We start from the raw sequence: 25,842 nt of genomic DNA, 5'->3' as shown, positions 1-25,842 counted from the left end.
TTAAATTACTTCACCACTTCCGCTGTATATTCCAATTTATGAATTGCATTAATCAATTGCTCATCAGGAACTTTTGGATCTTCTACAACAGTCACAGTTCTATCTTTAATGGAGGCTTTAGTGGAAATCACGCCATCGATATTGCGCAATTCTTTATTGACTAAGTAGGCGCAAAGCTGGCAATTCATTTCTTTTACTTTTAGCACAATTTGTTTGGTTTCATTCGCATGAGCGAAAGAAATTGCAAACAGAGAAAGCAAAAGTGCGGTACATAATTTCTTCATTTTTATTCCTAATTAGCTAATTCTAAAATCCAAGGCAAAATTGTTGGATAAGTTAAGAAAAAAATCATCACAATAAATACAATCCAATATAAAACGATGAGTTTTTTACGGGAAATATATTTGCTACAAATGATTTTTTTGGAAAACATTAACAGCCAAAATCCATAGGCAAAGGCGCATAATGAAACGATGAGCATGGGAATACGCAAATAATCATATTCGCCTAGGCCAATCAACCATGTAGATGACACGCCGAACACTAAATAAATTAATGGTGCAATGCAACACAACGTTGATGCCACCGCGGCGCTAAGTGCGGTGGCTATGGCAACCCAAAAGGATTTATTAGAGTTTTTTAGAGACGTAGTCATATTTAAATTCTTTTGGATCAAAGGAATTTAACGGATCGCCACCTACTTCTGCATATGGATAGCCGAAATTATTGATTGGAGCGAGTTCTGGTTGTGGATATAAATCGAAATCACGGGCATGGTTGAATCCGACCCAGTTTGCTTCCCAGTTACCAAACAAATATTTTGCTACGGCTTGTGTATCTTTATTTTCAACAGATTTTTTCTCTGCTAAACGCATTTTGGCAACGTCTGCGGAATCAACTGGTACCCATCCAAATCCTGCAAGGTAGAATTCAGCACGGCAGTGTTGGCCACAACTTACGTTTGCGATGCCTTGTTCATTTGCACTACCGAAGGCACCTTTTGAATATTTGCCCATTTTATCTGCCGCACCTAAGCGAATACCAAAAATTTCACGGGCTGGGATGCCTGCCGCACGAGCAAGCGCCACAAATATAGAGTTAATATCGGTACATTTACCTTTTAATACGCCAGTGGTAAGAATTTTTTCTACATCGCCGTCGCCACAACCTAATACAGAATTATCACGTTCCATATTTTTTACGATCCAGTGGTGAATAAGTTCTGCTTTCTTCAATGGATTGGTTTCTTTACCTACGATTTTGTCAGCAAATTCTTTCACAATTCCATCAGTTTTAATATGTGGAGTAGCTTTTAAGTACTCTTGTACATCCACGGAATACTGAATATCTTTTGGCGGAGTATAATTCTCTAAAGCACCTTTCACCATCGGTTCACGGTCTTTTGTTTCAATGACCATAGTGACTTTTAAATCACGTTTTTGTGCATCTTTATCCCAAGTGGCAAATAAGGTTTTCGCACCGTATTTATTGTTTTCTGTTACATAGGCATTCATGTAATTACCTTCAAAGTGAATCGATTTCACTTGTTGGTATTCTCCATTAAATGGCAATGGAACCCATAAATTGGTTTGTCCTTGTGAGCCTTTTAGCACAACTAAATCGTAGGTTTGCGTGAATTCGTAAAGATGGGCGTCTGTATTGTAGTTTGGAACATTGGTGTTTGCATGAGCTAACGAGCCACACGCAGAAAGCACCGCAACTGCGATAAGTTTCTTCATGAAGAGATCCTCTAGTTAATAATAGTTAAACTTAACATATTAGATAAACTAATACGCCACTATGCTAACGGATTTTTGAGCAATAATTCAACCGTTTTACGTAAACTTTTTATTTTTCTTATATAAAAAAATACTTTATTTTCCACCGCACTTTCCTTCTAACATTTGACACCCCTAGCCCTTACACCTATTATTCCGTAGTTATTTATTAAGATTTACGGAACAAAATAATTATGGTGAATAAAACCGCTCAACTTAAACAAGCTCTAGAAAATCGTATTCTCATTTTAGACGGTGCGATGGGGACGATGATCCAAAAATATAAACTGACGGAAACCGATTTTAGAGGCGAGAAGTTTAAGGAAAGTGCGGTCGATTTACGCGGTAATAATGATTTACTGACATTGACTCAGCCACTGCTAATTTCCGCTATTCATGAGAAATATTTAGCAGCGGGTGCAGATATTATTGAAACCAATACCTTCAGTTCTACCACCATTGCGCAAGCGGATTATGATTTACAGTCTATTGCCTATGAACTGAATTTTGCAGGGGCAAAGCTAGCGCGTTTAGCCGCAGATAAATACGGCACACCAGAAAAACCTCGCTTTGTTGCAGGTGTGTTAGGGCCAACTAACCGTACAGCCTCTATTTCTCCTGATGTAAATGACCCAGGTTTCCGTAATGTGACGTTTATGGAATTGGTCGATGCCTATGCTGAAGCAACCAAAGGCTTAATTGAAGGTGGTGCTGATTTGATCATGATCGAAACTATTTTCGACACGTTAAACGCAAAAGCCGCCATTTTCGCCATTGAAACCGTATTTGAAGAATTAGGTGTGGAATTGCCGATCATGATCTCCGGCACCATTACCGATGCTTCTGGCCGTACGCTTTCAGGGCAAACCACTGAAGCGTTCTACAACTCGCTTCGTCACGCTAAACCACTGACGTTCGGTTTGAACTGTGCGCTAGGCCCGAAAGAACTTCGCCAATATGTTGAACAACTGTCTAAAATCAGCGAAACCTATGTTTCCGTCCACCCAAATGCGGGCTTGCCAAATGCCTTTGGTGGCTACGATCTTGGCGCGGAAGAGATGGCGGCACACCTTAAAGAATGGGCGGAAAGCGGCTTTGTGAACATTATCGGTGGCTGTTGCGGCACCACACCGGAACATATCAAAGCCTTTGCCGAGGCGGTAGAAAACATCCCGCCACGCAAATTGCCACAAATCAAAACCGCGATGCGTTTATCTGGCTTAGAGCCACTTAATATTGATGATGAAAGCCTATTCGTGAACGTGGGCGAACGTAATAACGTGACAGGTTCAGCAAAATTCAAACGTTTAATTAAAGAAGACAAATTTGCCGAAGCCATTGAAATTGCTATCGACCAAGTAGAAAACGGCGCGCAAGTTATTGACGTGAACATGGATGAAGCCTTGCTCGATGGTAAAAAATGCATGACCCGTTTCCTCAACATTATGGCGACGGAACCCGATGCGGCCAAAGTGCCGATGATGATCGACTCCTCCAAATGGGAAGTGATTGAGGCTGGCTTGCAGTCAGTACAAGGTAAACCAATCGTTAACTCTATTTCCTTAAAAGAGGGAGAGGAAAAATTTATACATCAGGCTAAACTGGTGCGTAAATACGGTGCAGCTGTGGTGGTCATGGCGTTTGACGAAGTGGGTCAAGCCGATACTGAAGATCGCAAAGTTGAAATTTGTAGCCGTGCTTATGACATGTTAGTAAACCAAGTAGGCTTCCCACCAGAGGATATTATTTTCGACCCGAACATTTTTGCCATCGGTACGGGGATTGAAGAACACAACAACTACGGTGTCGATTTTATCAACGCTACAGGTCGTATCAAACGTGCGCTACCGCATGCGAAAATCTCAGGCGGGGTGTCGAATGTGTCTTTCTCATTCCGTGGTAACAATGTGATGCGTGAAGCGATTCACGCCGTCTTCCTCTACCATGCTATCAAACAAGGCATGGATATGGGGATTGTGAATGCGGGGCAGCTCGCGATTTATGACGATCTCGATCCTGAATTACGTGAAATTGTGGAAGATGCGGTATTAAACCGCAGCCCTGATGCCACCGAAAAACTACTCGATATTGCAGAAAAATATCGCAATCAAGGCAACGATGAAAGTGCGGTCGATTCTGTGGCAGAATGGCGCACTTGGCCAGTGGAAGAACGTTTAAAACACGCCCTTGTGAAAGGGATTACCACTTACATTGTGGAAGATACGGAAGAAGCCCGTCAAACCTTACCAAGTCCATTAGATGTGATTGAAGGCCCGTTAATGGCAGGCATGGACGTGGTCGGCGATTTGTTCGGTGACGGTAAAATGTTCCTCCCACAAGTGGTGAAATCTGCGCGCGTAATGAAACAATCCGTGGCGTATTTAGAGCCGTTTATCAATGCAACCAAACAAAAAGGTTCAAGTAACGGTAAAGTGGTGATTGCGACCGTAAAAGGCGACGTACACGACATCGGTAAAAACATCGTGAGCGTAGTGATGCAATGTAATAACTTTGAAGTGATTGACTTAGGCGTGATGGTGCCAGCGGACAAAATCATTCAAACCGCTATTGATGAAAAAGCGGATATTATTGCATTAAGTGGTTTGATTACCCCTTCTTTAGATGAGATGGAATACTTCTTGGGTGAAATGACCCGTTTAGGCTTAAACCTGCCTGTGATGATCGGCGGTGCAACCACCTCTAAAGAACATACGGCCATTAAACTTTATCCAAAATATAAAGAACACGGCGTATTTTATACCTCAAATGCCTCTCGTGCGGTGACAGTGTGTGCGACATTGATGAATCCTGAAAGCCGTGCGGCATTGTGGGAACAGTTCAAGAAAGATTACGAGAAAATTCAGCAGTCTTTCTCTAACCGTAAACCACTTCGTAAGCAACTAAGCATTGAAGAAGCACGTGCAAACCGCTTTGATGGCTTTAGTGGTGAATGGGCTGATTACGTGCCGCCAAAACCAAATCAAACAGGCATTGTAGAATTTAAAAATGTGCCGATTGCTGAATTACGAAAATTCATCGATTGGTCGCCATTCTTCCGCATTTGGGGCTTGATGGGCGGCTATCCTGATGCCTTTGATTATCCGGAAGGCGGCGAAGAAGCACGTAAAGTATGGAACGATGCACAAGTGGTATTAGATGAGTTAGAACAAAACCATAAACTCAACCCAAGCGGTATTTTAGGTATATTCCCTGCGGAACGTGTGGGCGACGATGTGGTGCTATTTTCTGATGAAGAACACACACAACCCATTGGTACAGCTTACGGCTTACGCCAGCAAACAGAACGTGGCAAAAACAGCAAAAGTCCGTTTAACTTTGCCCTAAGTGACTTTATTGCGGATCGCGAAAGCGGAAAAAAAGACTGGATGGGGATGTTCGCCGTCTGTGCGGGTATTGAAGAAATGGCATTAGTGGAAGGCTATAAAGCAGCGGGCGATGACTATAATGCTATCCTGCTACAAGCCGTGGGCGACCGCTTAGCGGAAGCCATGGCGGAATACTTGCACTTTGAGCTACGCACCCGCATTTGGGGCTACACGCAAGAAGAATTCGACAATCAAGGTTTAATCAATGAAAACTATGTCGGCATCCGCCCTGCACCGGGTTACCCAAGCTGCCCGGAACATACCGAAAAAGCCTTGATTTGGGATTTATTAGAAGTGGAACAACGTATCGGCATGAAACTCACTGAAAGCTACGCTATGTGGCCAGCCGCTTCCGTCTGCGGTTGGTACTTCACCCACCCTGCAAGTAACTATTTCACTTTAGGTCGCATTGATGAAGACCAAGCTCAAGATTATGCCAAACGTAAAGGTTGGGATGAAAGAGAGATGATGAAATGGTTGGGTGTCGCTATGAAATAAGCTTATTACAATTAATTTTAGGTCTTCTACTCTATAACAGGAATCAATAATGAATAAACATATCGAAAACTATTTAGATCTTTATTTAGAAAGAGAAGATGTTGAATACGCAACTCTCTTAACTGGGAAATGGGGCTGTGGTAAAACATTTTTTATAAGAAATTATATAGAAAAAAGATCTAATGATAATAGATATAAGTTTATCTATGTAAGTTTGTTTGGATTAAAAGATATCCCATCTGTAAATGACGCTATTTTTGAAGAATTACATCCAATTTTATCTCATAAAAGCATAAAATTCGCAGGCGGAATATTAAAGTCCGCAATAAATTTCGGGTTTACGTTTGACTTAATTGGAGATGCCAGTCAGGAAACAACTGCAAAAATCGATCTTAGCAAAATTATTAACCCATTAAAAAATGATACTAATAATTATAATAACCTAATTTTTATATTCGATGATCTTGAGAGAACATTAATACCTATTATAGAAATATTAGGATTTATAAATTCAATCTGTGAAAATAAAAATGTGAAAACAATTATCATAGCAAATGAGGATGAAATTAATTATAAGAATAAAAGTAATGATAAAAATGAAACATATAAAAGATTTAAAGAAAAAGTTATAGGTAAATCATTTATTATTCATAATGATAACGAAAGCTATTGGAAGTCATTTGAGGAAAAATATTCCTCAAAGTTAAAAAAATATGAAATAATTATAAACATCATCCAATCGACATTTGAAAGATCTGGAAATAAAAACTATAGAAATCTAATTCAGACAACTGATGATTACATTGATTTTACTAAAAAAATAAAATCTAATTATCTAGATAATGATGAATTTATTGAAAGACTATCAGAGCAATTCTATACACTATCACTAGAATATAAAAAAGAGCATAATATAGATTCCGTCTTAGAGTCATTAAAACAAGATAACTCAGGATTTTATTATAGCCTCATTTTCGATACAGATATTTGGAAGATGATTATTACTAGTTGCTATAATTCTTATGATGAACTAAATGAATTGATATCCTCACTTCCAATATTTAATAGGAAAGAAGATGAATCTTGGCAAAAATTATGGCACTACAGAGAGATGAATAGGGATGAATTTTATACTAACCTTGAGGATGTAAAGAATAAATTTATTTCAATAGAATATCACAATATAGGTATTCTTATGCATGCTGTTAGTATGTTAGTATTTTTCATTAAGAAAAATTTATGTAGAAATATATCAATTGATGAAATAGAACAAACACTCTCAAAATACCTAGATAAATACAAAGAAACTTCTTCATTTCCAGATCTTAGATTTTTTAGGCTTAATACTACAGGCTTGGGATATATCAATGAAGAAGATGACGATTTCATAAGAATAAGATCAGAATTTTATAAGAAGATAAATGAACAACAATTTATTTTAGAAAATAAAAATACTATTGATGATTTTTATAAATTATTACCATTTATAAAAATTGCAGACTGGAGTAATACGTATAGTAACTATGAAAAATACGAGTGCAAAGTTTTGCTGACTGAAGAAAATGTTAATCAAGTTATGGAAGTGTTAATTGATGATAGTAATAATTATAATGGGTTGTATAATTTTTGTTATTTTCTTGATGAAAGATATAAAACAAATCGTAGTATTAATGAAATAACATTAGCAGAATATTTGAAAGCTGAAGAAAGTTTTATTGATAAGTTTATAGCTTGTTTAACTAATAGATATAATTCAAAAGATCTTGATCCATTTGATAAATTTAAATTAGATGAAATTTTAAATATACTAAGGCTAAAAAAAGAAAGATTCAAAGTTCATTAGTCTCCGCCATGATAGCGCAAGCGTCCTCGCTTGTGCCCCCATCTAAAAGTGCGGTCAAAAAATCCAAAGAATTTTGAATATTAATTCTGCCAACGGCTTATGGGTAAAATTCGCAATGTATTATTAAACAGCACCAGCGTGGACGCTGGCGCTATCTTTCCTTATTAGCACAATCTGTTGGTGCACGCTTCCTAGCGTGTGCCTAACTTCAATAAAAAACACTTCAAAAACTCACCGCACATTATTTAATTTCCATGGCACACGTTAAGAAACGCGCACCAGTATAAACGTTAATCACTAAAAGTGCGGTGAAAATTTTCAATGTTTTTAGATTTATTGCAGCAACCAATCCACCACATAAATCACCTCAATCCCATCAATTTCTGTTTGTTCGTAATATTTCCCCGTAATTAAGATCTTCTTATAGTTATCTTTAATATGCAAAAGATTATCTGTTTCGTGGGTATTTTCAGGGATTTCAAAGGCGACTTGCACATACAAAATCTCATCGGCTTTTCGGGCGATAAAATCAATTTCTTTGCTGTCAAGTTTACCGACATCTATGGTATAACCACGTCTGAGTAATTCAATAAAGACGATATTTTCTAGTCGATTGGCATAATTCGCGCCTTTTTTACCGATAGCATGTCGTCTTAAACCGTTATCCACAATAAAATATTTCGCATTGGTTTTTAAATAGCCTTTTCCGCGAATATCGTATTGTTTTGCTTTATAAAAAAGAAACGCATTTTCTAACAAATCAAGATATTTGCTGATGGTAGGGTTTGAGGTGGGAACACGTTCGGACGTGAGCGTGTTGCTAATTTTACTCGGATTCACTAACTGCCCTACATTATCCGCCAAAAAGAGAATCACGCTTTTAAGAATATGGGTATCTTTCACGCCAGCACGATGAGCAATATCATTCAGTACGATGGAATCAAAAATGCCAGATAAAATCGTTTCTTTTAAAGATTCATCAGCAATAGCAACACTGGGGAAACCGCCATATTTTTCGTATTCCGAATAGAGTTTATCCACCAATCTTGATTGACTATCCACATTTTTGGCGTGCAAAAATTCTTTAAAAGAAAGCGGATAAATTTTGATTTCTACATACCGACCGCTTAACAGCGTCGCAAGCTCACCGGAAAGCAAGTTAGCATTTGAGCCCGTAATCACGATGTCGGTGTTAAAACTCACGCGAAGCGCATTGACGATTTTTTGCCAGCCTTCCACGAATTGAATTTCATCAATCAGAAAGTAGGTTTTAGCTGGAGAAGACGGCATTTTTTCTTGAATAAGCTGTTGGAGGTCTTGAGTGTCAATTGGAAGTCAATTTCCATATTTGTTTTTTTTAGCCTGTATTTGGAATTACATTTCCAGTTTTTATTTCGGTTTTTTTAGTCTCATTCCAATCCCTTGCACAATCCCCAATTTCCGCTATCATACGCGCTTTCTTATTGCTCGGAATTTTGTATTTATGAATAAATTAAAGATGGCATTGTTTGTGGGTGTCCTTGTGAGTTTATTTGCTTGTACCACAACACATCAGCCAAAAAAGACGGTTAAATCTCGATTTTTAAAGAATAATATTAGCCAAGCTGAGTTAAATAATTCGGTTAATTACAAGCCATATCATTATCGTTGTAATAATAAAGATACTGGGGGGATTTCTCATTTGACGACTTATTTCCCGTTGTCGCGTGAAAGCCGTATGAAAGATAACTTCGGTTTTTATTTCCAGCTAGATAATGGCAAGGCGGTGCCTTTTGATCATTCATACACGCTGACACTGAATGCGCGCGGTACAAAATTTGAGGTGGTTTATCGTTCGTATGATCCGATTCAAGGAAGTTATGTGGATTTAATCGCGCGCTCTCAAAGTTCAATTTACTACAAGAATCAACAAGGCAAGCAAGTTCCTTGGTTGATTTGTAAGGGCGGTTGATTTTTATCGAAAATAATTTTTGGGGCTGACGTAGATTAGCAAGAATGCTAGTCTACGTCAGCCCCTAATTTTATGCTGATTTTAGTTGCTCACCGATCTTCTCAAAGAGCTTTTGAATGAGCTCAGCACGATGACCAAGCACTCGTACAATAAGTCCACCTTCATTTAATTGAGAAACGCCAATAAGTATAGATTTTTCACTTTCCTGCTGTTGAAGTGTTTGGACGATTTGTTTAACTTCAGTTGATGTTTTCTGCAAATTGAGATAAACCAACGATCCTTGATGTGAGAACCCTTCCATTTGGCTTAATGCGGTCAATTTCATTTGTGCAGGCTGCCATTGAATACAATCCAAGACGAGCGGTTTAGTTTGCCCGTTATTTTGCAAAAGCTGAACTTTTAAATGAGAAGAAAATTGGCGAAATTCAAAACGTTCATTATTTGCTACGCGGCCAATAGCCACAATATCTCCGTAAATCAGAACGCTATTAGGTTGTATATTGATGAATGTTTTTTGCTTAAATGCAGAATCCTTATGCAATACCAATGGGTGGGGCAAATAAAATAAATAGCTATTCTCTTCAAGCTGAATGAACGTGTTTTGTTCAGCAAAATTGCCTTCATTCATTGCCTTAACACGGGTAAATGCCTGTGTATTTAAAGAAAGTGCGGTCGATTCTGCGAGCGTTATTTGAATATCAATACGATCCCCTGATAAGAGTCCTGGCGAAGAAGACATCTGAATGGCATTAAGTCCATTTGTCCAAGCATCCGCATAAGGAGGTAACGTCATCACTTTGAAAGGGGGAGTGGCAAAATATTCCGCAAGCTGAGTTTTACCGCTTGGAGAAAGTTTAGTTGAGAGTTTGAGCGTACTGTTCATAATCGATTAAATTTGTAAAATCCCCCCTCCTCAAAAGAAGAGGGGAGAGTACTTTATCTCACTAAGGCTTTAGGTTCTTCTATATTTTTTAATAAAGCGTATTTTTCAATCCAACCAATTACACCATCTAAATTTTCTTTCTTCATTAAGTTGGTAAAGATAAACGGTTGACCGTTACGCATACGACGTGCATCTCGTTCCATGACACTTAAGTCAGCACCAACGAATGGCGCTAGGTCAGTTTTGTTAATCACTAATAAATCAGAACGGGTGATGCCAGGACCACCTTTACGCGGGATTTTTTCACCTTGTGCGACGTCAATCACGAAAATAGTCACATCTGCTAAATCAGGGCTAAAGGTGGCAGATAAGTTATCACCACCAGATTCAATAAACACGATTTCTACATCAGGGAAGCGTGCAACCATTTCATCGACAGCTTCTAAGTTCATTGACGCATCTTCACGAATTGCTGTATGTGGGCAACCGCCCGTTTCCACGCCCATAATTCGCTCAGGCGGAAGTAAGCTGTTTTTCGTTAAAAACTCCGCATCTTCTTGGGTATAAATATCGTTAGTGATTACCGCCACGCTATAACGGCTTGCAATTTCACGAGTCAGTTTTTCAATTAACGCGGTTTTGCCTGCACCAACGGGGCCTGCTACGCCAATTTTAATGTAGTTACGCATAATGTTCCTTTTGTTGATTCGTAGAAGCTCATTCTTATAACCTCTGCGATATGTAAAAATTTAATAAAAAATGACCGCTCTTACGACATATAAAGCCGCGTATAAAGCACTTCGTGCTGCATGGAACGGATGTCATTTGCGAGAGTTGCTGCACCTAGCCAATCAAGATTTGGATCAAGGCTTAATTCGACAGCTTGCAAGAGCGCACGACGCAAATCAAACAGAATATCTTGCCCGTCCATTTGGCTGAGCGGAATGAGTTTTACGCCATTGGTAATGGTGCCGACTGCTGCATTGTAGTAAAACGCATACAGGGTATCCGCTTTGCTGAGCCCCATCGCTTGCGCCACCATCGCAAACACAATCGGGAAATAGCCTTGCACGGTTTTATTTTGAATCGCTTGCTGAAATTGGCTCAACATCGGGTGTTGTTCATAGCGGATAAAAATTTTTAATAACCGCACGCCGAGTTTAAAACTGCCTTCTCGACTTTCTCGCGCAATTTTGGTCGCAGATAACGAATGGTCTAATTCGCACAAACGGTCAAAATCATTGATAGCCATGGCTTCAAATGCGAGCGAAAGATAAGCGCCATCGTTATACACCCAGTTTTGCAAAAGCTGAGTTTGCACATATTCTTCTAGGCTTGGTTTCGTCGAAACAACACCTTGTTGAACAAAGGTTTCTAAACCGTTTGAATGGTTAAAGCCCCCGATTGGCAAAGTCGGGTCAACCAAGTGCAACAAGGCGCCTAAATCTGCCAGGCTTCGGTTTAATGTTGGTGCCAATTGCCGTCTCCATGGTGGTGATAGCCATGATGATCGTGCGAATGACTATGCGAATGCCCGTGCCCTTGTGCGGAGTTCGCTCTTAACGCTTGGCTTAAACGGCGTTCAGCTTTTTTCGGATGAAATCCCGCCGCTTGTAACCATTCAAACATCGGCTTATCGTAAGGTAATGTCACTTCATCGCCATCTAAAAAGAGGGGCGAATGTTTATTGCCAATTTCATAACAAGCGCGAGCCATTTCTGGCAAGGTTTTCGGCGATAGCACAATTACTTCACTCGGTAAAATTTCAATCACAATCACTAATTCATCGCTGATAAACACCACATCATCGTGTTTTAAACGTTGTCCTTCTTTTAGCAAGCGAAAGGCAACTTCGCGCCCCGTATTCGTTGTTTTACGCAGAATATTGCGCTCACTTTCATACCACTGCAATGCCACGCACTCAATGGTTTGATGGGTAATCTTGCCTTCAGCTTGAAGACTAGTTAAATCGCCTAAAATGGTGTCCATAATAGGCAGAATGGGGTTGAGGATTTTCATTTTTATATTACTTATTTTCTTCGGTTATATACTACCAAATCTCCCCTTCCCCTCTTTGCTAAAGAGGGGATTTTCTTTATGAATTTACTGTCATCTGACTCATTTATATTTGCCATATCAAAGTAGAACAATGATATAAAATCTCGCTCGTTCTTCCCCCCTTCTTTAGCAAAGAAGGGAAGGGGAGATTTGGCAGAAGAAAAAACAGAGAAATTAGGTTATTTAGACCAATTTCATGACGCCACAAAAATGGTTACAACGTTGGCTTTGTTTCTCTTAAAACCTCATATTTTTCATTCATTTCTGCTGCCCAAGCGGTTAAATTTGGAAATTCTTTTGCAAGATCTAATCCAATTTTCTCTGCTCTAAATAAGAACCAATCAATGACTGCCACCGCCGTTAACGTACCAATGTTTAATTCCGTACCAAACGGTTTTAAGTCTTGCTCAAGTCTTGCAAAACTTTGACGATTGCGTTCAGTTAGTTGTTGATGGCGAGCTGTCCACCATTCACTTTCAGGGCGAAGCATTTTTTCAGCCATCATCGGTACGGTGTTTTCCATAATGCCATCTGCTAAGTTATGTAAGGCGAGTACCGCCCAACGTGGCTTGCCACTTTCTGGAATGAGTTTAGGCTCTACCTTGCCTTTTTGGTCGAGATATTCGCAAATGAGCAAACTGCCATAAAGCCAATTACCACAATTACGTTCTAACGCTGGCACTCGACCTAGAGGATTTGCCTGATTATGCGGAGAGCTTGCATCAAATGATGAACCAATTTTAATCAGTTCTGTTTTATCTAATAGTTGTTGATATTTCAACGTTACCAGCACTTTACGTACATATGGACTGGTGGTGGAGTACCAAAGTTTCATTGTAAATTCTCCTTAAAATTTGACCGCTCTTTTCTGCTTAGAACATAAAATATCGTTGTCCCAATGGCACCGTATCCACGGGTTCGCAGGTAATGAGTTCACCATCAACACGCACTTCATAGCGTTCTGGATCTATCGTGATTTCAGGCGTAGCATTGTTGTGAACGAGATCTTTTTTACCCACACTGCGGCAGCCTTTCACGGCAATAGTTTCTTTGTGTAAACCGAATTTCGCACGAATATCGGCTTTTTCAGCGGCTTGTGAAACGAAGAACACTGCTGTTTGTGCTGTCGCCAAACCTTGTGCACCGTACATTGGACGGTAGAATACAGGTTGCGGCGTTGGAATTGAGGCATTTGGGTCGCCCATTTTAGCGTAGCTAATAAAGCCTTTTTTAATTACCACTTCTGGTTTTACCCCAAAGAACATCGGTTTCCATAACACAATATCTGCAATTTTGCCCACTTCTAATGAACCGATATGATCCGCAATACCATGAGCAATTGCTGGATTGATGGTGTATTTCGCAATATAGCGTTTAATACGGAAGTTATCGTTTCCTTCATTACCTAGCTCGCCACGTTGCATTTTCATTTTATCTGCCGTTTGCCATGTACGAATAACGACTTCGCCAATACGTCCCATTGCTTGAGAGTCTGAACTCATAATGGAGAATACGCCCATATCGTGCAAGATGTCTTCCGCTGCAATAGTTTCAGGGCGAATACGACTATCAGCAAATGCCACGTCTTCTGGCACGCGTTTATCTAAGTGATGGCAAACCATTAACATATCCAAATGTTCATCAATGGTGTTTTTCGTAAATGGACGAGTCGGGTTGGTTGAAGCAGGTAATACGTTTGGATACATCGCTGCTTTAATGATATCTGGCGCATGACCGCCACCTGCACCTTCAGTATGGAAGGTGTGAATCACGCGTCCATCAATTGCTTTCATGGTATCTTCTAAGAAGCCACTTTCATTTAGCGTGTCAGTGTGAATTGCCACTTGAATATCCATTTCATCTGCCACTTTTAAGGCAGAATCAATTACTGCAGGCGTTGCGCCCCAGTCTTCATGGATTTTTAAGCCTAATGCACCCGCTTCAATTTGTTCGCGTAGCGGATCTAAAGTTGAGCAGTTTCCTTTACCGAAAAATCCTACGTTGACAGGTAAAGCTTCTGCCGCTTGGAACATACGTTCCATATACCATGCGCCCGGGGTACAAGTAGTCGCGTGTGTACCATCAGCAGGGCCTGTTCCGCCACCAATTAACGTCGTAACCCCGCTTTCAATCGCATGTTGTGCTTGTTGAGGGCAAATAAAGTGAATGTGGGTATCAATACCGCCTGCGGTTGCAATTAAATGTGCGCCATTATGTACTTCCGTGCTTGCACCGATAATCATGTTTGGCGTGACGTTATCCATGGTGTCAGGGTTACCCGCTTGTCCGATACCCACAATACGACCATCGCGAATACCAATATCGGCTTTGATAATGCCTAATTTAGCATCAATGATCATCACGTTGGTAATCACAAAATCCAATACATTTGGATTATCGCGAGTTGCGGTGCCGCTTTGCGCCATGCCATCACGCACACTTTTACCGCCACCAAATTTACACTCATCACCTTTGGTCAATAAATCTTGCTCAATAGTTGCCCATAAATTGGTATCGCCTAAACGGACTTTATCGCCAACGGTTGGGCCATAAGTTGCTACATATTGCGCTCTTGAAATTGTTAATGCCATTCTGCCCTACCTTATAATTTGCCATCAATTTGATTATGGAAGCCGTAAATAGTTTGCGAGCCACCAAAAGCCACTAACTCGACTGATTTCACTTCACCTGGCTCAAAACGTACTGCATTGCCAGATGGAACATTTAAGCGCATTCCACGCGCTAAAGGGCGGTCAAATTTAAGGGCATTATTGGTTTCAAAAAAATGGTAATGGGAACCGACTTGAATTGGGCGGTCGCCTGAGTTAGTTACTTCAATTGTGACTGTTTTTCTGCCAACATTGGCAATAATATCGCCTTCAGCTAATTGGTATTCACCTGGAATCATTTTATTTAAATCCTTCTATTTTAAAATTTTTATAGAAAGCCCCCTCTTTGCTAAAGAGGGGGAATGTTCTTTTATCTAATCGGATTGTGGACGGTAACAAGCTTCGTACCATCTGGGAAAGTTGCTTCAATTTGTACTTCGTGTACCATCTCAGCAACGCCTTCCATCACATCTTCAACGGTGAGTAGGGTTGCGCCATATTGCATGACTTCCGCCACACTCATACCATCTCTAGCTGCTTCTTGTAAATGACTCGCGATATAAGCGATAGCCTCAGGATAGTTTAATTTTACGCCACGCGCTTTGCGTTTTGCCGCAAGCTCACCGGTTAAAAAGAGCATCAATTTCTCTTGTTCTCTTGATGTTAAGTGCATATCTTCATTCCTTCATTTATCTATCGCACAAAGAGCGGCGAATTTTACGTAAAAAATCCAAATAGGAAAAACATTTTGTCAGAATTTTTTTATTCATAGCCCTTGAAAGCGAAAAAATCCTCCTTATATAAAAACCGCACTTACAAATTCTCAAGAAGGAAATTAATCATGAATATTCGTCCTTTACACGATCGTGTAATTATTAAACGTGAAGAAGTCGAAACCCGTTCAGCTGGCGGTATCGTATTAACAGGCTCAGCAGCGACTAAATCCACCCGTGCGAAAGTATTGGCAGTGGGTAAGGGTCGTATTTTGGAAAATGGCACCGTTCAACCTTTAGATGTAAAAGTTGGTGATACGGTCATTTTCAATGATGGTTATGGCGTGAAAAGTGAAAAAATCGATGGTGAAGAAGTGTTAATCATTTCTGAAAACGATATTTTGGCGATTGTGGAATAATTTAAATTAAGGAAAAAAGAAAATGGCAGCAAAAGACGTAAAATTTGGTAACGATGCACGCGTAAAAATGCTTAAAGGCGTGAATGTATTAGCAGATGCGGTAAAAGTTACCCTTGGCCCTAAAGGTCGTAATGTAATTTTAGATAAATCATTTGGTGCACCAACCATCACCAAAGATGGTGTGTCTGTCGCACGTGAAATTGAATTAGAAGATAAATTTGAAAATATGGGTGCACAAATGGTGAAAGAGGTTGCCTCTAAAGCCAATGATGCAGCAGGTGACGGTACAACTACCGCGACAGTTCTTGCTCAAGCTATCGTAAATGAAGGCTTAAAAGCAGTAGCTGCAGGCATGAATCCAATGGATTTAAAACGCGGTATCGATAAAGCAGTAAGTGCGGTTGTTTCTGAGCTTAAAAATTTATCTAAACCTTGTGAAACAGCAAAAGAAATTGAACAAGTAGGGACTATTTCTGCAAACTCTGACAGCATTGTGGGTCAATTAATCTCACAAGCGATGGAAAAAGTGGGTAAAGAAGGCGTGATTACCGTAGAAGATGGTACAGGTCTTGACGATGAATTAGCGGTTGTGGAAGGGATGCAATTCGATCGTGGTTATTTATCACCTTATTTCATCAACAAACCAGAAACGGCAACTGTTGAATTAGACAACCCATACATTCTTTTAGTAGATAAAAAAGTATCAAACATTCGCGAATTACTTCCAGTATTAGAAGGTGTTGCAAAAGCGGGTAAACCATTATTAATTATCGCTGAAGATATCGAAGGTGAAGCACTTGCAACTTTAGTGGTGAACACCATGCGTGGTATCGTGAAAGTAGCAGCAGTGAAAGCCCCTGGTTTTGGTGATCGTCGTAAAGCAATGTTACAAGATATTGCGATCTTAACTGCTGGTACCGTGATTTCTGAAGAAATCGGTATGGAACTTGAAAAAGCGACATTAGAAGATTTAGGTCAAGCAAAACGTGTAGTCATCAACAAAGACAATACCACGATCATCGATGGTGTAGGTGATGAAGCTCAAATCAAAGGTCGTGTAGCTCAAATTCGTCAACAAATCGAAGAATCAACGTCTGATTATGACAAAGAAAAACTTCAAGAACGCGTGGCTAAACTTGCTGGTGGTGTAGCTGTAATTAAAGTTGGTGCAGCAACTGAAGTTGAAATGAAAGAGAAAAAAGATCGAGTGGACGATGCATTACACGCAACTCGTGCAGCAGTTGAAGAAGGTATTGTTGCCGGTGGTGGTGTTGCATTAGTTCGTGCAGCAGCGAAAGTTGCAGCAAGCCTAAAAGGTGACAACGAAGAACAAAATGTGGGTATTAAACTTGCATTACGTGCGATGGAAGCGCCTTTACGTCAAATCGTCACTAACGCGGGTGAAGAAGCATCTGTTGTGGCAAGTGCGGTTAAAAATGGCGAAGGAAACTTTGGTTATAACGCAGGTACAGAACAATACGGCGATATGATCGAAATGGGTATCTTAGATCCAACTAAAGTAACTCGTTCTGCGTTGCAATTCGCGGCATCTGTAGCAGGCTTAATGATTACCACTGAATGTATGGTAACCGAGCTTCCAAAAGATGAAAAAGCTGACCTAGGCGCAGGCATGGGCGGTATAGGTGGAATGGGCGGAATGATGTAATTCGCTCATAATCAGGTAAAAAGTGCGGTCGTTTTTCCACAAGGAAAAGCGATCGCTTTTTTATTTACAAAGGTTTACACTAATTTCAAATTTACTCAGGACATCTATTATGCTCATTTCTCATTCTGACCTTAACCAACAACTTAAATCTGCTGGAATCGACTTTAATGCAACAGAACTACACGGTTTTTTAAGCGGTTTACTTTGTGGTGGCTTAAAAGATCAAAGTTGGCTACCGCTCTTATATCAATTCAGCAATGATAATCACGCTTACCCAACAGCATTAGTTCAACCCGTTACAGAACTTTATGAAAAAATTAGTCAAACCTTATCAGATGTTGAAGGATTTACCTTTGAACTTGGTTTAACCGAAGATGAAAATGTCTTTGCACAAGCGGATAGCTTATCCGATTGGGCAAACCAATTCTTACTTGGTCTTGGCTTAGCACAACCTGAATTAACAAAAGAAAAAGGCGAAATTGGCGAAGCCGTAGATGATTTACAAGATATTTGCCAACTTGGTTATGATGAAGACGATAACGAAGAAGAACTTGCGGAAGCGCTAGAAGAAATCATTGAATATGTTCGCACCATTGCAATGTTGTTCTATTCTCATTTCAACGAAGGAGAAATAGAAAACAAACCTGTATTACATTAAGGAGATCTCGGATGGAATTGGCTTATATGGCTGAATTGCCTAAAGAAGAATTTTGGAAACGCCGCACACGAGTATTCGCTCAAATGCAACCTAATTCAGCATTATTGCTTTTTTCTGAAATCGAAAAACGCCGTAATAATGATTGTACCTATCCTTTCCGTCAAGATAGCTATTTTTGGTATGTAACAGGCTTTAATGAGCCGAATGCAGCACTGTTATTACTGAAAACAGAACAAGCAGAAAAAGCCATTATTTTTCTTCGTCCACGCGATCCGTTACTTGAAACGTGGAATGGTCGCCGATTAGGTGTTGAGCGTGCACCACAACAACTTAATGTAAATGAAGCCTATTCTATTGAAGAGTTCTCTACCGTACTGCCAAAAATATTAAAAAAACTAACCGCACTTTACTATGTGCCAGAAATTCATACTTGGGGTGATAAATTAGTGACAGAAAGTGCGGTGAGTTTTAACGAGATTTTAGATTGGCGACCAATGCTCAGCGAAATGCGCCTTATAAAATCGCCTAATGAAATCCGATTAATGCAACAAGCGGGACAAATTACGGCTCTAGGGCATATTAAAGCAATGCAAACAACACGTCCAAATCGCTTTGAATATGAAATTGAAAGCGATATTTTGCATGAATTTAATCGCCATTGCGCCAGATTTCCTTCTTACAATTCCATTGTTGCAGGGGGAAATAACGCCTGTATTTTGCACTACACAGAAAATGATCGTCCATTAAATGATGGGGATTTAGTGCTCATTGATGCTGGCTGTGAATTTGCCATGTATGCGGGCGATATTACCCGCACTTTTCCTGTAAATGGAAAATTTAGCCAGCCTCAACGTGAAATTTACGAGTTAGTTTTAAAAGCACAAAAACGTGCGATTGAATTACTTGTACCTGGCAATTCCATTAAGCAAGCCAATGATGAAGTCATTCGTATTAAAACCCAAGGATTAGTGGATTTAGGTATCTTAAAAGGTGATGTCGATACACTCATTCAACAACAAGCTTATCGACAATTTTATATGCACGGATTAGGTCACTGGCTAGGGTTAGATGTGCATGATGTAGGTAGCTATGGCCAAGATAAACAACGGATACTCGAAATCGGCATGGTGATTACCGTTGAGCCGGGTATTTATATTTCAGAAGATGCTGATGTGCCAGAGCAATACAAAGGCATTGGCGTGCGCATTGAGGATAATTTACTCATGACTGAATATGGTAATAAAATCCTAACCGCAGCGGCCCCTAAAGAAATTGCAGACATTGAAAATTTAATGAATTTTTAATAAAAATGTTTAAATTGTGATCTAGTACACAGTTTTTTATTGCTCAAAATGTTAGCATTAGAGCCAGTTAAAAGCCGAACCAATCAGTTAAGGAGTCGATTATGTACAAACACGTTTTAGTGGCAGTAGATCTTTCTGAAGAGAGTCCAGTTTTACTTAAAAAAGCGGTTGGAGTTGCAAAACGCCACGAAGCAAAACTTTCTATCATCCACGTTGATGTGAACTTCTCGGATCTTTACACTGGATTGATTGATGTGAATATGTCTTCGATGCAAGACAGAATTTCCACGGAAACACAAAAAGCCTTATTAGATTTAGCTGAAAGTGCGGATTATCCAATTTCAGAAAAATTGAGTGGCAGTGGTGATTTAGGACAAGTTCTAAGTGATGCCATCGAACAATATGATGTAGATTTATTAGTGACGGGACATCACCAAGACTTTTGGAGTAAGTTAATGTCTTCAACACGTCAAGTGATGAATACGATTAAAATTGATATGTTGGTTGTTCCGCTTAGAGATGAATAATTAACAAGAAATTGTTTTTTGAATAATCTGAAATAACTTAAATTTTAACCGCACTTCTCAAATAACGTCGTGAAGTGCGGTTTTATTTTGGGGTTTTGGCAAAAAGCCTTTTTATAAATTTCAAAAATATGCAAAAATAGAGCGATTTAGTTTTTATTTTTATTATGGGTAACAAGGATTCTTTTTAATGAAAACAACGGCAGAAATAAGACAATCATTCCTTGATTTTTTCCATAGCAAAGGCCACCAAGTAGTTGAGAGTAGCTCACTTGTGCCGGAAAATGATCCGACTTTGCTTTTCACGAATGCTGGGATGAACCAATTTAAGGATGTATTCCTTGGAATGGATAAACGCCCTTATTCTCGAGCGACCACTGCTCAACGTTGCGTGCGTGCAGGTGGTAAACACAACGACTTAGAAAATGTTGGTTATACTGCGCGTCATCATACTTTCTTTGAAATGCTTGGTAACTTCAGTTTTGGTGATTACTTTAAACACGATGCGATTAATTTTGCTTGGGAATATTTAACTTCCCCACAATGGCTTGGTTTACCTAAAGAAAAACTATGGGTAACCGTGTATGAAACCGATGACGAAGCCTACAACATCTGGAATAAAGAAGTCGGTGTTCCTGCTGAACGCATTATTCGCATTGGTGACAATAAAGGCGCACCTTATGCATCAGACAACTTCTGGGCAATGGGCGATACGGGTCCTTGTGGTCCTTGTACTGAAATTTTCTACGATCACGGCGATCATATTTGGGGCGGACCTCCAGGCTCACCAGAAGAAGATGGCGACCGTTATATCGAAATCTGGAACGTTGTGTTCATGCAATTCAACCGTTTAGCCGATGGCACAATGGAAAAATTACCACGTCCATCAGTTGACACAGGTATGGGATTAGAGCGTATTTCTGCTGTATTACAACATGTTAACTCAAACTACGAGATTGATATTTTCAAAACATTAATCGCAAAAACGGCTGAAGTTGTTGGCACAACAGATTTAAGTAATAAATCATTACGTGTTATTGCAGACCATATTCGTTCTTGTGCATATTTAATCGCAGATGGCGTTATTCCATCAAACGAAGGCCGTGGTTATGTCTTACGTCGTATTATTCGCCGCGCAGTTCGTCACGGTCACTTATTAGGTGCCAAAGAAGCCTTTTTCTATAAACTCGTGGCAACTCTAATTGAAGTAATGGCAGAAGCAGGCAAAGACGTAAAAGCAAAACAAGTAAATGTTGAAAAACTATTACGTTTAGAAGAAGAACAATTCGCTCGCACTCTAGAACGTGGCTTAAGCTTATTAGATGAAGCCCTTGCTCAAGTGAAAGATGGCGTTCTTTCAGGTGAAGTTGCATTCAAACTGTATGACACCTATGGTTTCCCATTGGATTTAACGGCTGATGTATGTCGTGAACGCAATATCACTATTGATGAACAAGCGTTTGACCGTGAAATGGAAGCACAACGTACTCGAGCTCAAGCAGCGAGCCAGTTTGGCGTGGACTATAACAGCATTATTCGCGTGGATGGTGAAACCAAGTTTGAAGGCTATACTGAAATCGAATCTCAAGCAAAAATCACCGCACTTTTCCATGATGGTAAATCAGTGGAAAGTATCGAAGCGGGTCAAAGTGCGGTCGTTATTTTAGAAAATACGCCGTTTTATGCAGAATCAGGTGGCCAAATTGGCGATAGCGGATATTTAAGCGCACAAGGCGTGACCTTTAATGTTAAAGATACCCAAAAATATGGGCAAGTATTTGGACATATTGGAGAATTAACGCAAGGATGTTTGAAAGTTGGACAATCAGTGAATGCTATTGTGGATGCGGAACGTCGCCATCACACATCACTCAACCACTCAGCCACACACTTATTACACGCGGCCTTGCGTCAAGTTTTAGGTCAACATGTTGTACAAAAAGGCTCACTTGTTTCAGATAAAGCCTTGCGTTTTGACTTTGCACAACCTGAAGCAATTACAAAAGAGCAATTAACTCAAATTGAAACATTAGTGAACCAAAAAATCCGTGCTAACTTCCCAGTTCAAACGGATATTATGGATATTGATTCAGCAAAAGCTAAAGGGGCAATGGCACTCTTTGGCGAGAAATATGGTGATAAGGTTCGCGTATTAACCATGGGCGATTTCTCAATTGAGCTTTGTGGTGGTATTCACGCAAAACGCACTGGGGATATCGGTCTATTTAAAATTATTACTGAAAGCGCAGTGGCAGCAGGTGTTCGTCGTATTGAAGCAATAACTGGTGAAAATGCGATTGAGTGGTTACATAATCAACAACGTATTCTGACCCAAAGCGCGGACTTATTAAAATCAGACGTAAATACCTTAGCGGAAAAAATCCAGCAACTTCAAGACAAAGCGAAGAAAGTGGAAAAAGAATTGCAAGGTCTAAAAGAAAAAGCCGCAATGCAGGCTGGTTCTGATTTTGTAAAAAGTGCGGTGAAAATCAACGGTGTTTCTGTTATCGCACAACAATTAGACGGCATAGAAACAAAATCATTACGTGTGATGGTCGATGATTTAAAAAATCAACTCGGCTCAGGCGTAATCGCATTCGCATCGATCTTAGATGAAAAAGTCAACCTTGTCGTTGGTGTAACAAACGATTTAACTACCAAAGTAAAAGCTGGAGAGCTCGTTAATTTAATGGCTCAACAGGTCGGGGGTAAAGGCGGTGGTCGTCCGGATATGGCAATGGCAGGAGGCTCCCAACCAGAAAATGTGGCACAAGCAGTTAAAGTAGCACAGGACTGGTTAAACAAAAATCTGTAGTACAAGCCGGTTGGTGGGATGCCAACCCTTCCTTGATTGATAGGGATATCTAATAAATGCAAACTAAGGAGATAAAAGATGTTAATCTTGACTCGTAAAGTTGGCGAAAGTGTACTTATTGGAAATGATATTTCTATCACGATTTTGAGTGTACGTGGAAACCAAGTTAAACTCGGTGTAGAAGCGCCTAAAGAAGTATCCGTTCACCGAGAAGAAATTTACCAACGAATTAAACAGATGAAAGATGAACAATTAGACAGTTCATCATAATCGTAAATAATGGATTTTATATTATGAAAGCAATTATTCCTGTAGCCGGCCTTGGTACACGTATGTTGCCTGCCACGAAGGCAATTCCGAAGGAAATGCTTACTTTGGTTGATAAACCATTGATTCAATACGTGGTAAATGAATGTGTTGCAGCTGGCATAAAAGAAATTGTGCTTGTCACGCATTCATCAAAAAATGCTATAGAAAACCATTTTGATACCTCTTTTGAACTAGAAACAATGCTAGAAAAACGTGTTAAGCGTCAACTTCTAGAAGAAGTGCGTTCTATCTGTCCAAAAGATGTAACTATCATGCATGTTCGCCAAGGTAATGCAAAAGGACTTGGTCACGCCGTGTTGTGCGGTCGCCCACTTGTAGGCAATGAATCATTTGCTGTTGTATTACCTGACGTATTGTTAGCCGATTTCAGTGCAGACCAGAAAAAAGAAAATCTTTCTGCAATGATTAAACGCTTTAATGAAACTGGTGCAAGCCAAATTATGGTAACGCCTGTTCCACAAGAAAATGTGAGTAGCTATGGTGTTGCAGACTGTGGTGGCATAGTTCTTAATAGTGGTGAAAGTGCAAAAATTAATAGCATTGTTGAAAAACCAGCCGTTGAAGATGCGCCATCAAACCTTGCTGTAGTGGGTCGTTACGTTTTCTCAGCAGCAATTTGGGACTTGTTGGAAAAGACGCCAATCGGTGTTGGTGATGAAATCCAATTAACCGATGCGATTGATATGCTCATTGAAAAAGAAACTGTTGAAGCATTCCATATGACAGGTGAAACATTCGACTGTGGTGATAAAATTGGCTACATGGAAGCTTTCGTAGAATACGGTATTCGTCACGAAAAATTAGGTAAAGAATTCAAAACCTTTATCAAGAATTTAGCAAAAACGCTATAAATACCACTAATACAGATAAAATGGACAAAATGAAAGATTTTGTCCATTTTTGTTTTATTATTAATATAGAATATTGCTTTATGCATAAATATGCACAATAATAGAATAATTAATTAAATAAGAAGGAAAGATTATGGCACTTTGGGGTGGGCGTTTTACGCAGGCAGCGGATAAACGTTTTAAAGATTTTAATGACTCGTTACGTTTTGATTATCGTTTGGCAGAACAGGATATTCAAGGCTCAATTGGTTGGTCCAAAGCCTTAGTGAAAGTAAATATATTAACGATCGAAGAACAGCATCAACTTGAACAAGCACTAAATGAATTACTTATTGAAGTGCGGTCAAATCCGCAAGCAATTTTACAAGATGATGCTGAAGATATTCATAGTTGGGTTGAAAGTAAGCTAATTGATAAAGTAGGCAACCTTGGTAAAAAATTACATACTGGCCGTAGCCGTAACGATCAAGTGGCAGTAGATATAAAACTATGGTGTAAACAACGTGTGGTTGAATTACAAGAATCAGTACGTAATTTGCAACGCCACTTAGTTCAAACCGCAGAAAACACACAACAAGCAGTAATGCCTGGCTATACCCATTTACAACGAGCTCAACCTATCACTTTTGCCCATTGGTGTATGGCATATGTGGAAATGTTTGAGCGCGACTATACACGTTTAACAGATGCGTATAATCGAATGAATACCTGCCCACTTGGTAGTGGTGCGCTGGCTGGTACGGCCTATGCGGTAGATCGTGATTCACTTGCACACTATCTTGGTTTTGCTTTCGCAACTAGAAATAGCTTAGATAGCGTCTCTGATCGCGATCATATCGTGGAGTTACTTTCCATCGCATCCCTCAGTATGGCGCATCTTTCCCGCTTTGCTGAAGATATGATTATCTTTAACAGCGGAGAGGCAAATTTCGTGGAATTATCCGACCGCGTGACTTCTGGCTCATCATTAATGCCACAAAAGAAAAATCCTGATGCATGTGAGTTAATTCGGGGCAAAGCCGGCAGAGTGATTGGCTCATTAACAGGTATTCTAGTCACCTTAAAAGGCTTGCCACTTGCGTATAATAAAGATATGCAAGAAGACAAAGAGGGCATTTTTGATTCATTAGATACTTGGCAAAACTGTGTAGATATGGCAACGTTCGTATTAGATGAATTGAAAGTAAATGTTGAACGTACTCGTGAAGCCGCGTTAAAAGGATATTCAAACGCAACTGAATTAGCTGATTATTTAGTCTCTAAGGGCGTACCTTTCCGAGATTCCCATCATATCGTGGGTGAAACGGTTGTTTATGCAATCGAGAAAGGCAAAGGATTAGAAGATCTTACTATCCCTGAATTCCGCCAATTTAGTGAAGTAGTGGGAGATGATGTTTACGAGATTCTTTCCCTCCAATCTTGCTTAGACAAGCGTTGTGCAAAAGGTGGTGTATCGCCATTGCGTGTTGCCGAAGCTATTGCTGAAGCCAAAACAAGATTTGCTTAATCATATTTTAACACGCATATCACAATTGGATTTCACAAGACTCCCTTGC

General features: G+C 39.8%; 23 protein-coding genes and 1 pseudogene. 12 read left to right on the top strand and 12 right to left on the bottom strand.

What is annotated here, in order from left to right:
• Positions 1 to 5 precede the first annotated feature (5 nt).
• The 3 genes from AAX18_RS00515 to AAX18_RS00505 are packed head-to-tail and all read right to left on the bottom strand — an operon-like array spanning position 6 to position 1,739.
• Entirely contained in the window at positions 6 to 284 is a 279-nt protein-coding gene (locus tag AAX18_RS00515; RefSeq protein WP_005628994.1) for a heavy-metal-associated domain-containing protein, read from the bottom strand.
• 8 nt (positions 285 to 292) lie between these two features.
• Complete coding sequence (locus AAX18_RS00510) at positions 293 to 655, bottom strand: mercuric transporter MerT family protein (RefSeq protein ID WP_005628992.1); 363 nt, start codon at positions 653 to 655, stop codon at positions 293 to 295.
• A complete protein-coding gene (locus tag AAX18_RS00505; RefSeq protein ID WP_046952588.1) occupies positions 630 to 1,739 on the bottom strand; it encodes a transglutaminase-like domain-containing protein in 1,110 nt (369 codons plus the stop codon). Before AAX18_RS00505 ends, AAX18_RS00510 begins: the two co-directional genes overlap by 26 nt.
• Positions 1,740 to 1,972: 233 nt before the next feature.
• Here AAX18_RS00505 and metH point away from each other — a divergent pair, with 233 nt between their 5' ends.
• On the top strand, positions 1,973 to 5,662 hold the full coding sequence (metH, locus tag AAX18_RS00500; protein ID WP_046952587.1) for a methionine synthase: 3,690 nt from the start codon (positions 1,973 to 1,975) through the stop codon (positions 5,660 to 5,662).
• 49 nt (positions 5,663 to 5,711) lie between these two features.
• Positions 5,712 to 7,505: a P-loop NTPase fold protein gene (locus tag AAX18_RS00495; RefSeq protein ID WP_046952586.1), complete on the top strand. Its 1,794-nt coding sequence runs from the start codon at positions 5,712 to 5,714 to the stop codon at positions 7,503 to 7,505.
• A 333-nt stretch (positions 7,506 to 7,838) separates the two neighbouring features.
• Here the strand turns inward: AAX18_RS00495 and AAX18_RS00490 are convergent.
• A pseudogene (locus AAX18_RS00490) lies at positions 7,839 to 8,831 on the bottom strand (ATP-binding protein); the annotation flags it as partial.
• 157 nt (positions 8,832 to 8,988) lie between these two features.
• Here AAX18_RS00490 and AAX18_RS00485 point away from each other — a divergent pair.
• Entirely contained in the window at positions 8,989 to 9,456 is a 468-nt protein-coding gene (locus tag AAX18_RS00485) for a hypothetical protein (RefSeq protein WP_032825812.1), read from the top strand.
• A 70-nt stretch (positions 9,457 to 9,526) separates the two neighbouring features.
• On the opposite strand, the gene AAX18_RS00480 is transcribed toward AAX18_RS00485, so the two are convergent.
• From AAX18_RS00480 to ureA, 8 genes are all read right to left on the bottom strand, one after another.
• Entirely contained in the window at positions 9,527 to 10,339 is an 813-nt protein-coding gene (locus AAX18_RS00480) for an urease accessory protein UreD (RefSeq protein ID WP_005629508.1), read from the bottom strand.
• Between the two features lie 53 nt (positions 10,340 to 10,392).
• Positions 10,393 to 11,028, bottom strand: a complete 636-nt coding sequence (ureG, locus tag AAX18_RS00475; RefSeq protein ID WP_005629507.1) for an urease accessory protein UreG — start codon at positions 11,026 to 11,028, stop codon at positions 10,393 to 10,395.
• 80 nt (positions 11,029 to 11,108) lie between these two features.
• Entirely contained in the window at positions 11,109 to 11,816 is a 708-nt protein-coding gene (locus AAX18_RS00470; RefSeq protein ID WP_046952584.1) for an urease accessory protein UreF, read from the bottom strand.
• Positions 11,801 to 12,358, bottom strand: coding sequence for an urease accessory protein UreE (gene ureE, locus AAX18_RS00465; RefSeq protein WP_005629505.1), 558 nt, complete (start codon positions 12,356 to 12,358; stop codon positions 11,801 to 11,803). The genes AAX18_RS00470 and ureE overlap by 16 nt, the downstream gene beginning before the upstream one ends.
• Before the next feature lie 253 nt (positions 12,359 to 12,611).
• Positions 12,612 to 13,232, bottom strand: coding sequence for a glutathione S-transferase (locus tag AAX18_RS00460; protein WP_046952583.1), 621 nt, complete (start codon positions 13,230 to 13,232; stop codon positions 12,612 to 12,614).
• Positions 13,233 to 13,269: 37 nt separating this feature from the next.
• Entirely contained in the window at positions 13,270 to 14,988 is a 1,719-nt protein-coding gene (gene ureC / locus AAX18_RS00455) for an urease subunit alpha (RefSeq protein ID WP_046952582.1), read from the bottom strand.
• Between the two features lie 11 nt (positions 14,989 to 14,999).
• Complete coding sequence (gene ureB, locus AAX18_RS00450) at positions 15,000 to 15,305, bottom strand: urease subunit beta (protein ID WP_046952581.1); 306 nt, start codon at positions 15,303 to 15,305, stop codon at positions 15,000 to 15,002.
• A gap of 71 nt (positions 15,306 to 15,376) precedes the next feature.
• Positions 15,377 to 15,679: an urease subunit gamma gene (gene ureA, locus AAX18_RS00445; RefSeq protein ID WP_046952580.1), complete on the bottom strand. Its 303-nt coding sequence runs from the start codon at positions 15,677 to 15,679 to the stop codon at positions 15,377 to 15,379.
• Positions 15,680 to 15,847: 168 nt separating this feature from the next.
• On the opposite strand from ureA, the gene AAX18_RS00440 reads away from it, so the two are divergent.
• The 9 genes from AAX18_RS00440 to argH all read left to right on the top strand — a co-directional run bounded on the left by AAX18_RS00440 (position 15,848) and on the right by argH (position 25,793).
• Positions 15,848 to 16,138 (top strand): co-chaperone GroES, encoded by a 291-nt coding sequence (locus tag AAX18_RS00440; protein ID WP_005629492.1) that lies wholly within the window; start codon positions 15,848 to 15,850, stop codon positions 16,136 to 16,138.
• A 22-nt stretch (positions 16,139 to 16,160) separates the two neighbouring features.
• Complete coding sequence (groL, locus tag AAX18_RS00435; protein WP_046952579.1) at positions 16,161 to 17,804, top strand: chaperonin GroEL; 1,644 nt, start codon at positions 16,161 to 16,163, stop codon at positions 17,802 to 17,804.
• A gap of 109 nt (positions 17,805 to 17,913) precedes the next feature.
• Complete coding sequence (locus AAX18_RS00430; RefSeq protein WP_005629488.1) at positions 17,914 to 18,462, top strand: YecA/YgfB family protein; 549 nt, start codon at positions 17,914 to 17,916, stop codon at positions 18,460 to 18,462.
• A gap of 11 nt (positions 18,463 to 18,473) precedes the next feature.
• Positions 18,474 to 19,766: a Xaa-Pro aminopeptidase gene (gene pepP / locus AAX18_RS00425; protein ID WP_005629485.1), complete on the top strand. Its 1,293-nt coding sequence runs from the start codon at positions 18,474 to 18,476 to the stop codon at positions 19,764 to 19,766.
• Positions 19,767 to 19,867: 101 nt separating this feature from the next.
• Complete coding sequence (gene uspA / locus AAX18_RS00420; RefSeq protein ID WP_005629483.1) at positions 19,868 to 20,293, top strand: universal stress protein UspA; 426 nt, start codon at positions 19,868 to 19,870, stop codon at positions 20,291 to 20,293.
• 187 nt (positions 20,294 to 20,480) lie between these two features.
• Complete coding sequence (alaS, locus tag AAX18_RS00415) at positions 20,481 to 23,105, top strand: alanine--tRNA ligase (protein ID WP_005629481.1); 2,625 nt, start codon at positions 20,481 to 20,483, stop codon at positions 23,103 to 23,105.
• A gap of 78 nt (positions 23,106 to 23,183) precedes the next feature.
• Entirely contained in the window at positions 23,184 to 23,375 is a 192-nt protein-coding gene (gene csrA / locus AAX18_RS00410; protein ID WP_005625841.1) for a carbon storage regulator CsrA, read from the top strand.
• A 23-nt stretch (positions 23,376 to 23,398) separates the two neighbouring features.
• Positions 23,399 to 24,286, top strand: a complete 888-nt coding sequence (galU, locus tag AAX18_RS00405) for a UTP--glucose-1-phosphate uridylyltransferase GalU (RefSeq protein ID WP_005625842.1) — start codon at positions 23,399 to 23,401, stop codon at positions 24,284 to 24,286.
• 133 nt (positions 24,287 to 24,419) lie between these two features.
• Positions 24,420 to 25,793, top strand: coding sequence for an argininosuccinate lyase (gene argH, locus AAX18_RS00400; protein WP_046952578.1), 1,374 nt, complete (start codon positions 24,420 to 24,422; stop codon positions 25,791 to 25,793).
• Positions 25,794 to 25,842 lie beyond the last annotated feature (49 nt).

This window comes from Haemophilus haemolyticus (assembly GCF_001008205.1).
Taxonomy (GTDB): Bacteria; Pseudomonadota; Gammaproteobacteria; order Enterobacterales; family Pasteurellaceae; genus Haemophilus; species Haemophilus haemolyticus_Q.
The sequence above is the reverse complement of the archived record's forward strand: the minus strand, read 5'-3'. Positions and strand labels throughout refer to the sequence as shown.

Bases quoted from the DNA above. Each gene is read 5' to 3' on its own strand.
- AAX18_RS00515 (WP_005628994.1), bottom strand. From the start codon at position 284: ATGAAGAAATTATGTACCGCACTTTTGCTTTCTCTGTTTGCAATTTCT.
- AAX18_RS00510 (WP_005628992.1), bottom strand. From the start codon at position 655: ATGACTACGTCTCTAAAAAACTCTAATAAATCCTTTTGGGTTGCCATA.
- AAX18_RS00505 (WP_046952588.1), bottom strand. From the start codon at position 1,739: ATGAAGAAACTTATCGCAGTTGCGGTGCTTTCTGCGTGTGGCTCGTTA.
- metH (WP_046952587.1), top strand. From the start codon at position 1,973: ATGGTGAATAAAACCGCTCAACTTAAACAAGCTCTAGAAAATCGTATT.
- AAX18_RS00495 (WP_046952586.1), top strand. From the start codon at position 5,712: ATGAATAAACATATCGAAAACTATTTAGATCTTTATTTAGAAAGAGAA.
- AAX18_RS00485 (WP_032825812.1), top strand. From the start codon at position 8,989: ATGAATAAATTAAAGATGGCATTGTTTGTGGGTGTCCTTGTGAGTTTA.
- AAX18_RS00480 (WP_005629508.1), bottom strand. From the start codon at position 10,339: ATGAACAGTACGCTCAAACTCTCAACTAAACTTTCTCCAAGCGGTAAA.
- ureG (WP_005629507.1), bottom strand. From the start codon at position 11,028: ATGCGTAACTACATTAAAATTGGCGTAGCAGGCCCCGTTGGTGCAGGC.
- ureE (WP_005629505.1), bottom strand. From the start codon at position 12,358: ATGAAAATCCTCAACCCCATTCTGCCTATTATGGACACCATTTTAGGC.
- AAX18_RS00460 (WP_046952583.1), bottom strand. From the start codon at position 13,232: ATGAAACTTTGGTACTCCACCACCAGTCCATATGTACGTAAAGTGCTG.
- ureC (WP_046952582.1), bottom strand. From the start codon at position 14,988: ATGGCATTAACAATTTCAAGAGCGCAATATGTAGCAACTTATGGCCCA.
- ureB (WP_046952581.1), bottom strand. From the start codon at position 15,305: ATGATTCCAGGTGAATACCAATTAGCTGAAGGCGATATTATTGCCAAT.
- ureA (WP_046952580.1), bottom strand. From the start codon at position 15,679: ATGCACTTAACATCAAGAGAACAAGAGAAATTGATGCTCTTTTTAACC.
- AAX18_RS00440 (WP_005629492.1), top strand. From the start codon at position 15,848: ATGAATATTCGTCCTTTACACGATCGTGTAATTATTAAACGTGAAGAA.
- groL (WP_046952579.1), top strand. From the start codon at position 16,161: ATGGCAGCAAAAGACGTAAAATTTGGTAACGATGCACGCGTAAAAATG.
- AAX18_RS00430 (WP_005629488.1), top strand. From the start codon at position 17,914: ATGCTCATTTCTCATTCTGACCTTAACCAACAACTTAAATCTGCTGGA.
- pepP (WP_005629485.1), top strand. From the start codon at position 18,474: ATGGAATTGGCTTATATGGCTGAATTGCCTAAAGAAGAATTTTGGAAA.
- uspA (WP_005629483.1), top strand. From the start codon at position 19,868: ATGTACAAACACGTTTTAGTGGCAGTAGATCTTTCTGAAGAGAGTCCA.
- alaS (WP_005629481.1), top strand. From the start codon at position 20,481: ATGAAAACAACGGCAGAAATAAGACAATCATTCCTTGATTTTTTCCAT.
- csrA (WP_005625841.1), top strand. From the start codon at position 23,184: ATGTTAATCTTGACTCGTAAAGTTGGCGAAAGTGTACTTATTGGAAAT.
- galU (WP_005625842.1), top strand. From the start codon at position 23,399: ATGAAAGCAATTATTCCTGTAGCCGGCCTTGGTACACGTATGTTGCCT.
- argH (WP_046952578.1), top strand. From the start codon at position 24,420: ATGGCACTTTGGGGTGGGCGTTTTACGCAGGCAGCGGATAAACGTTTT.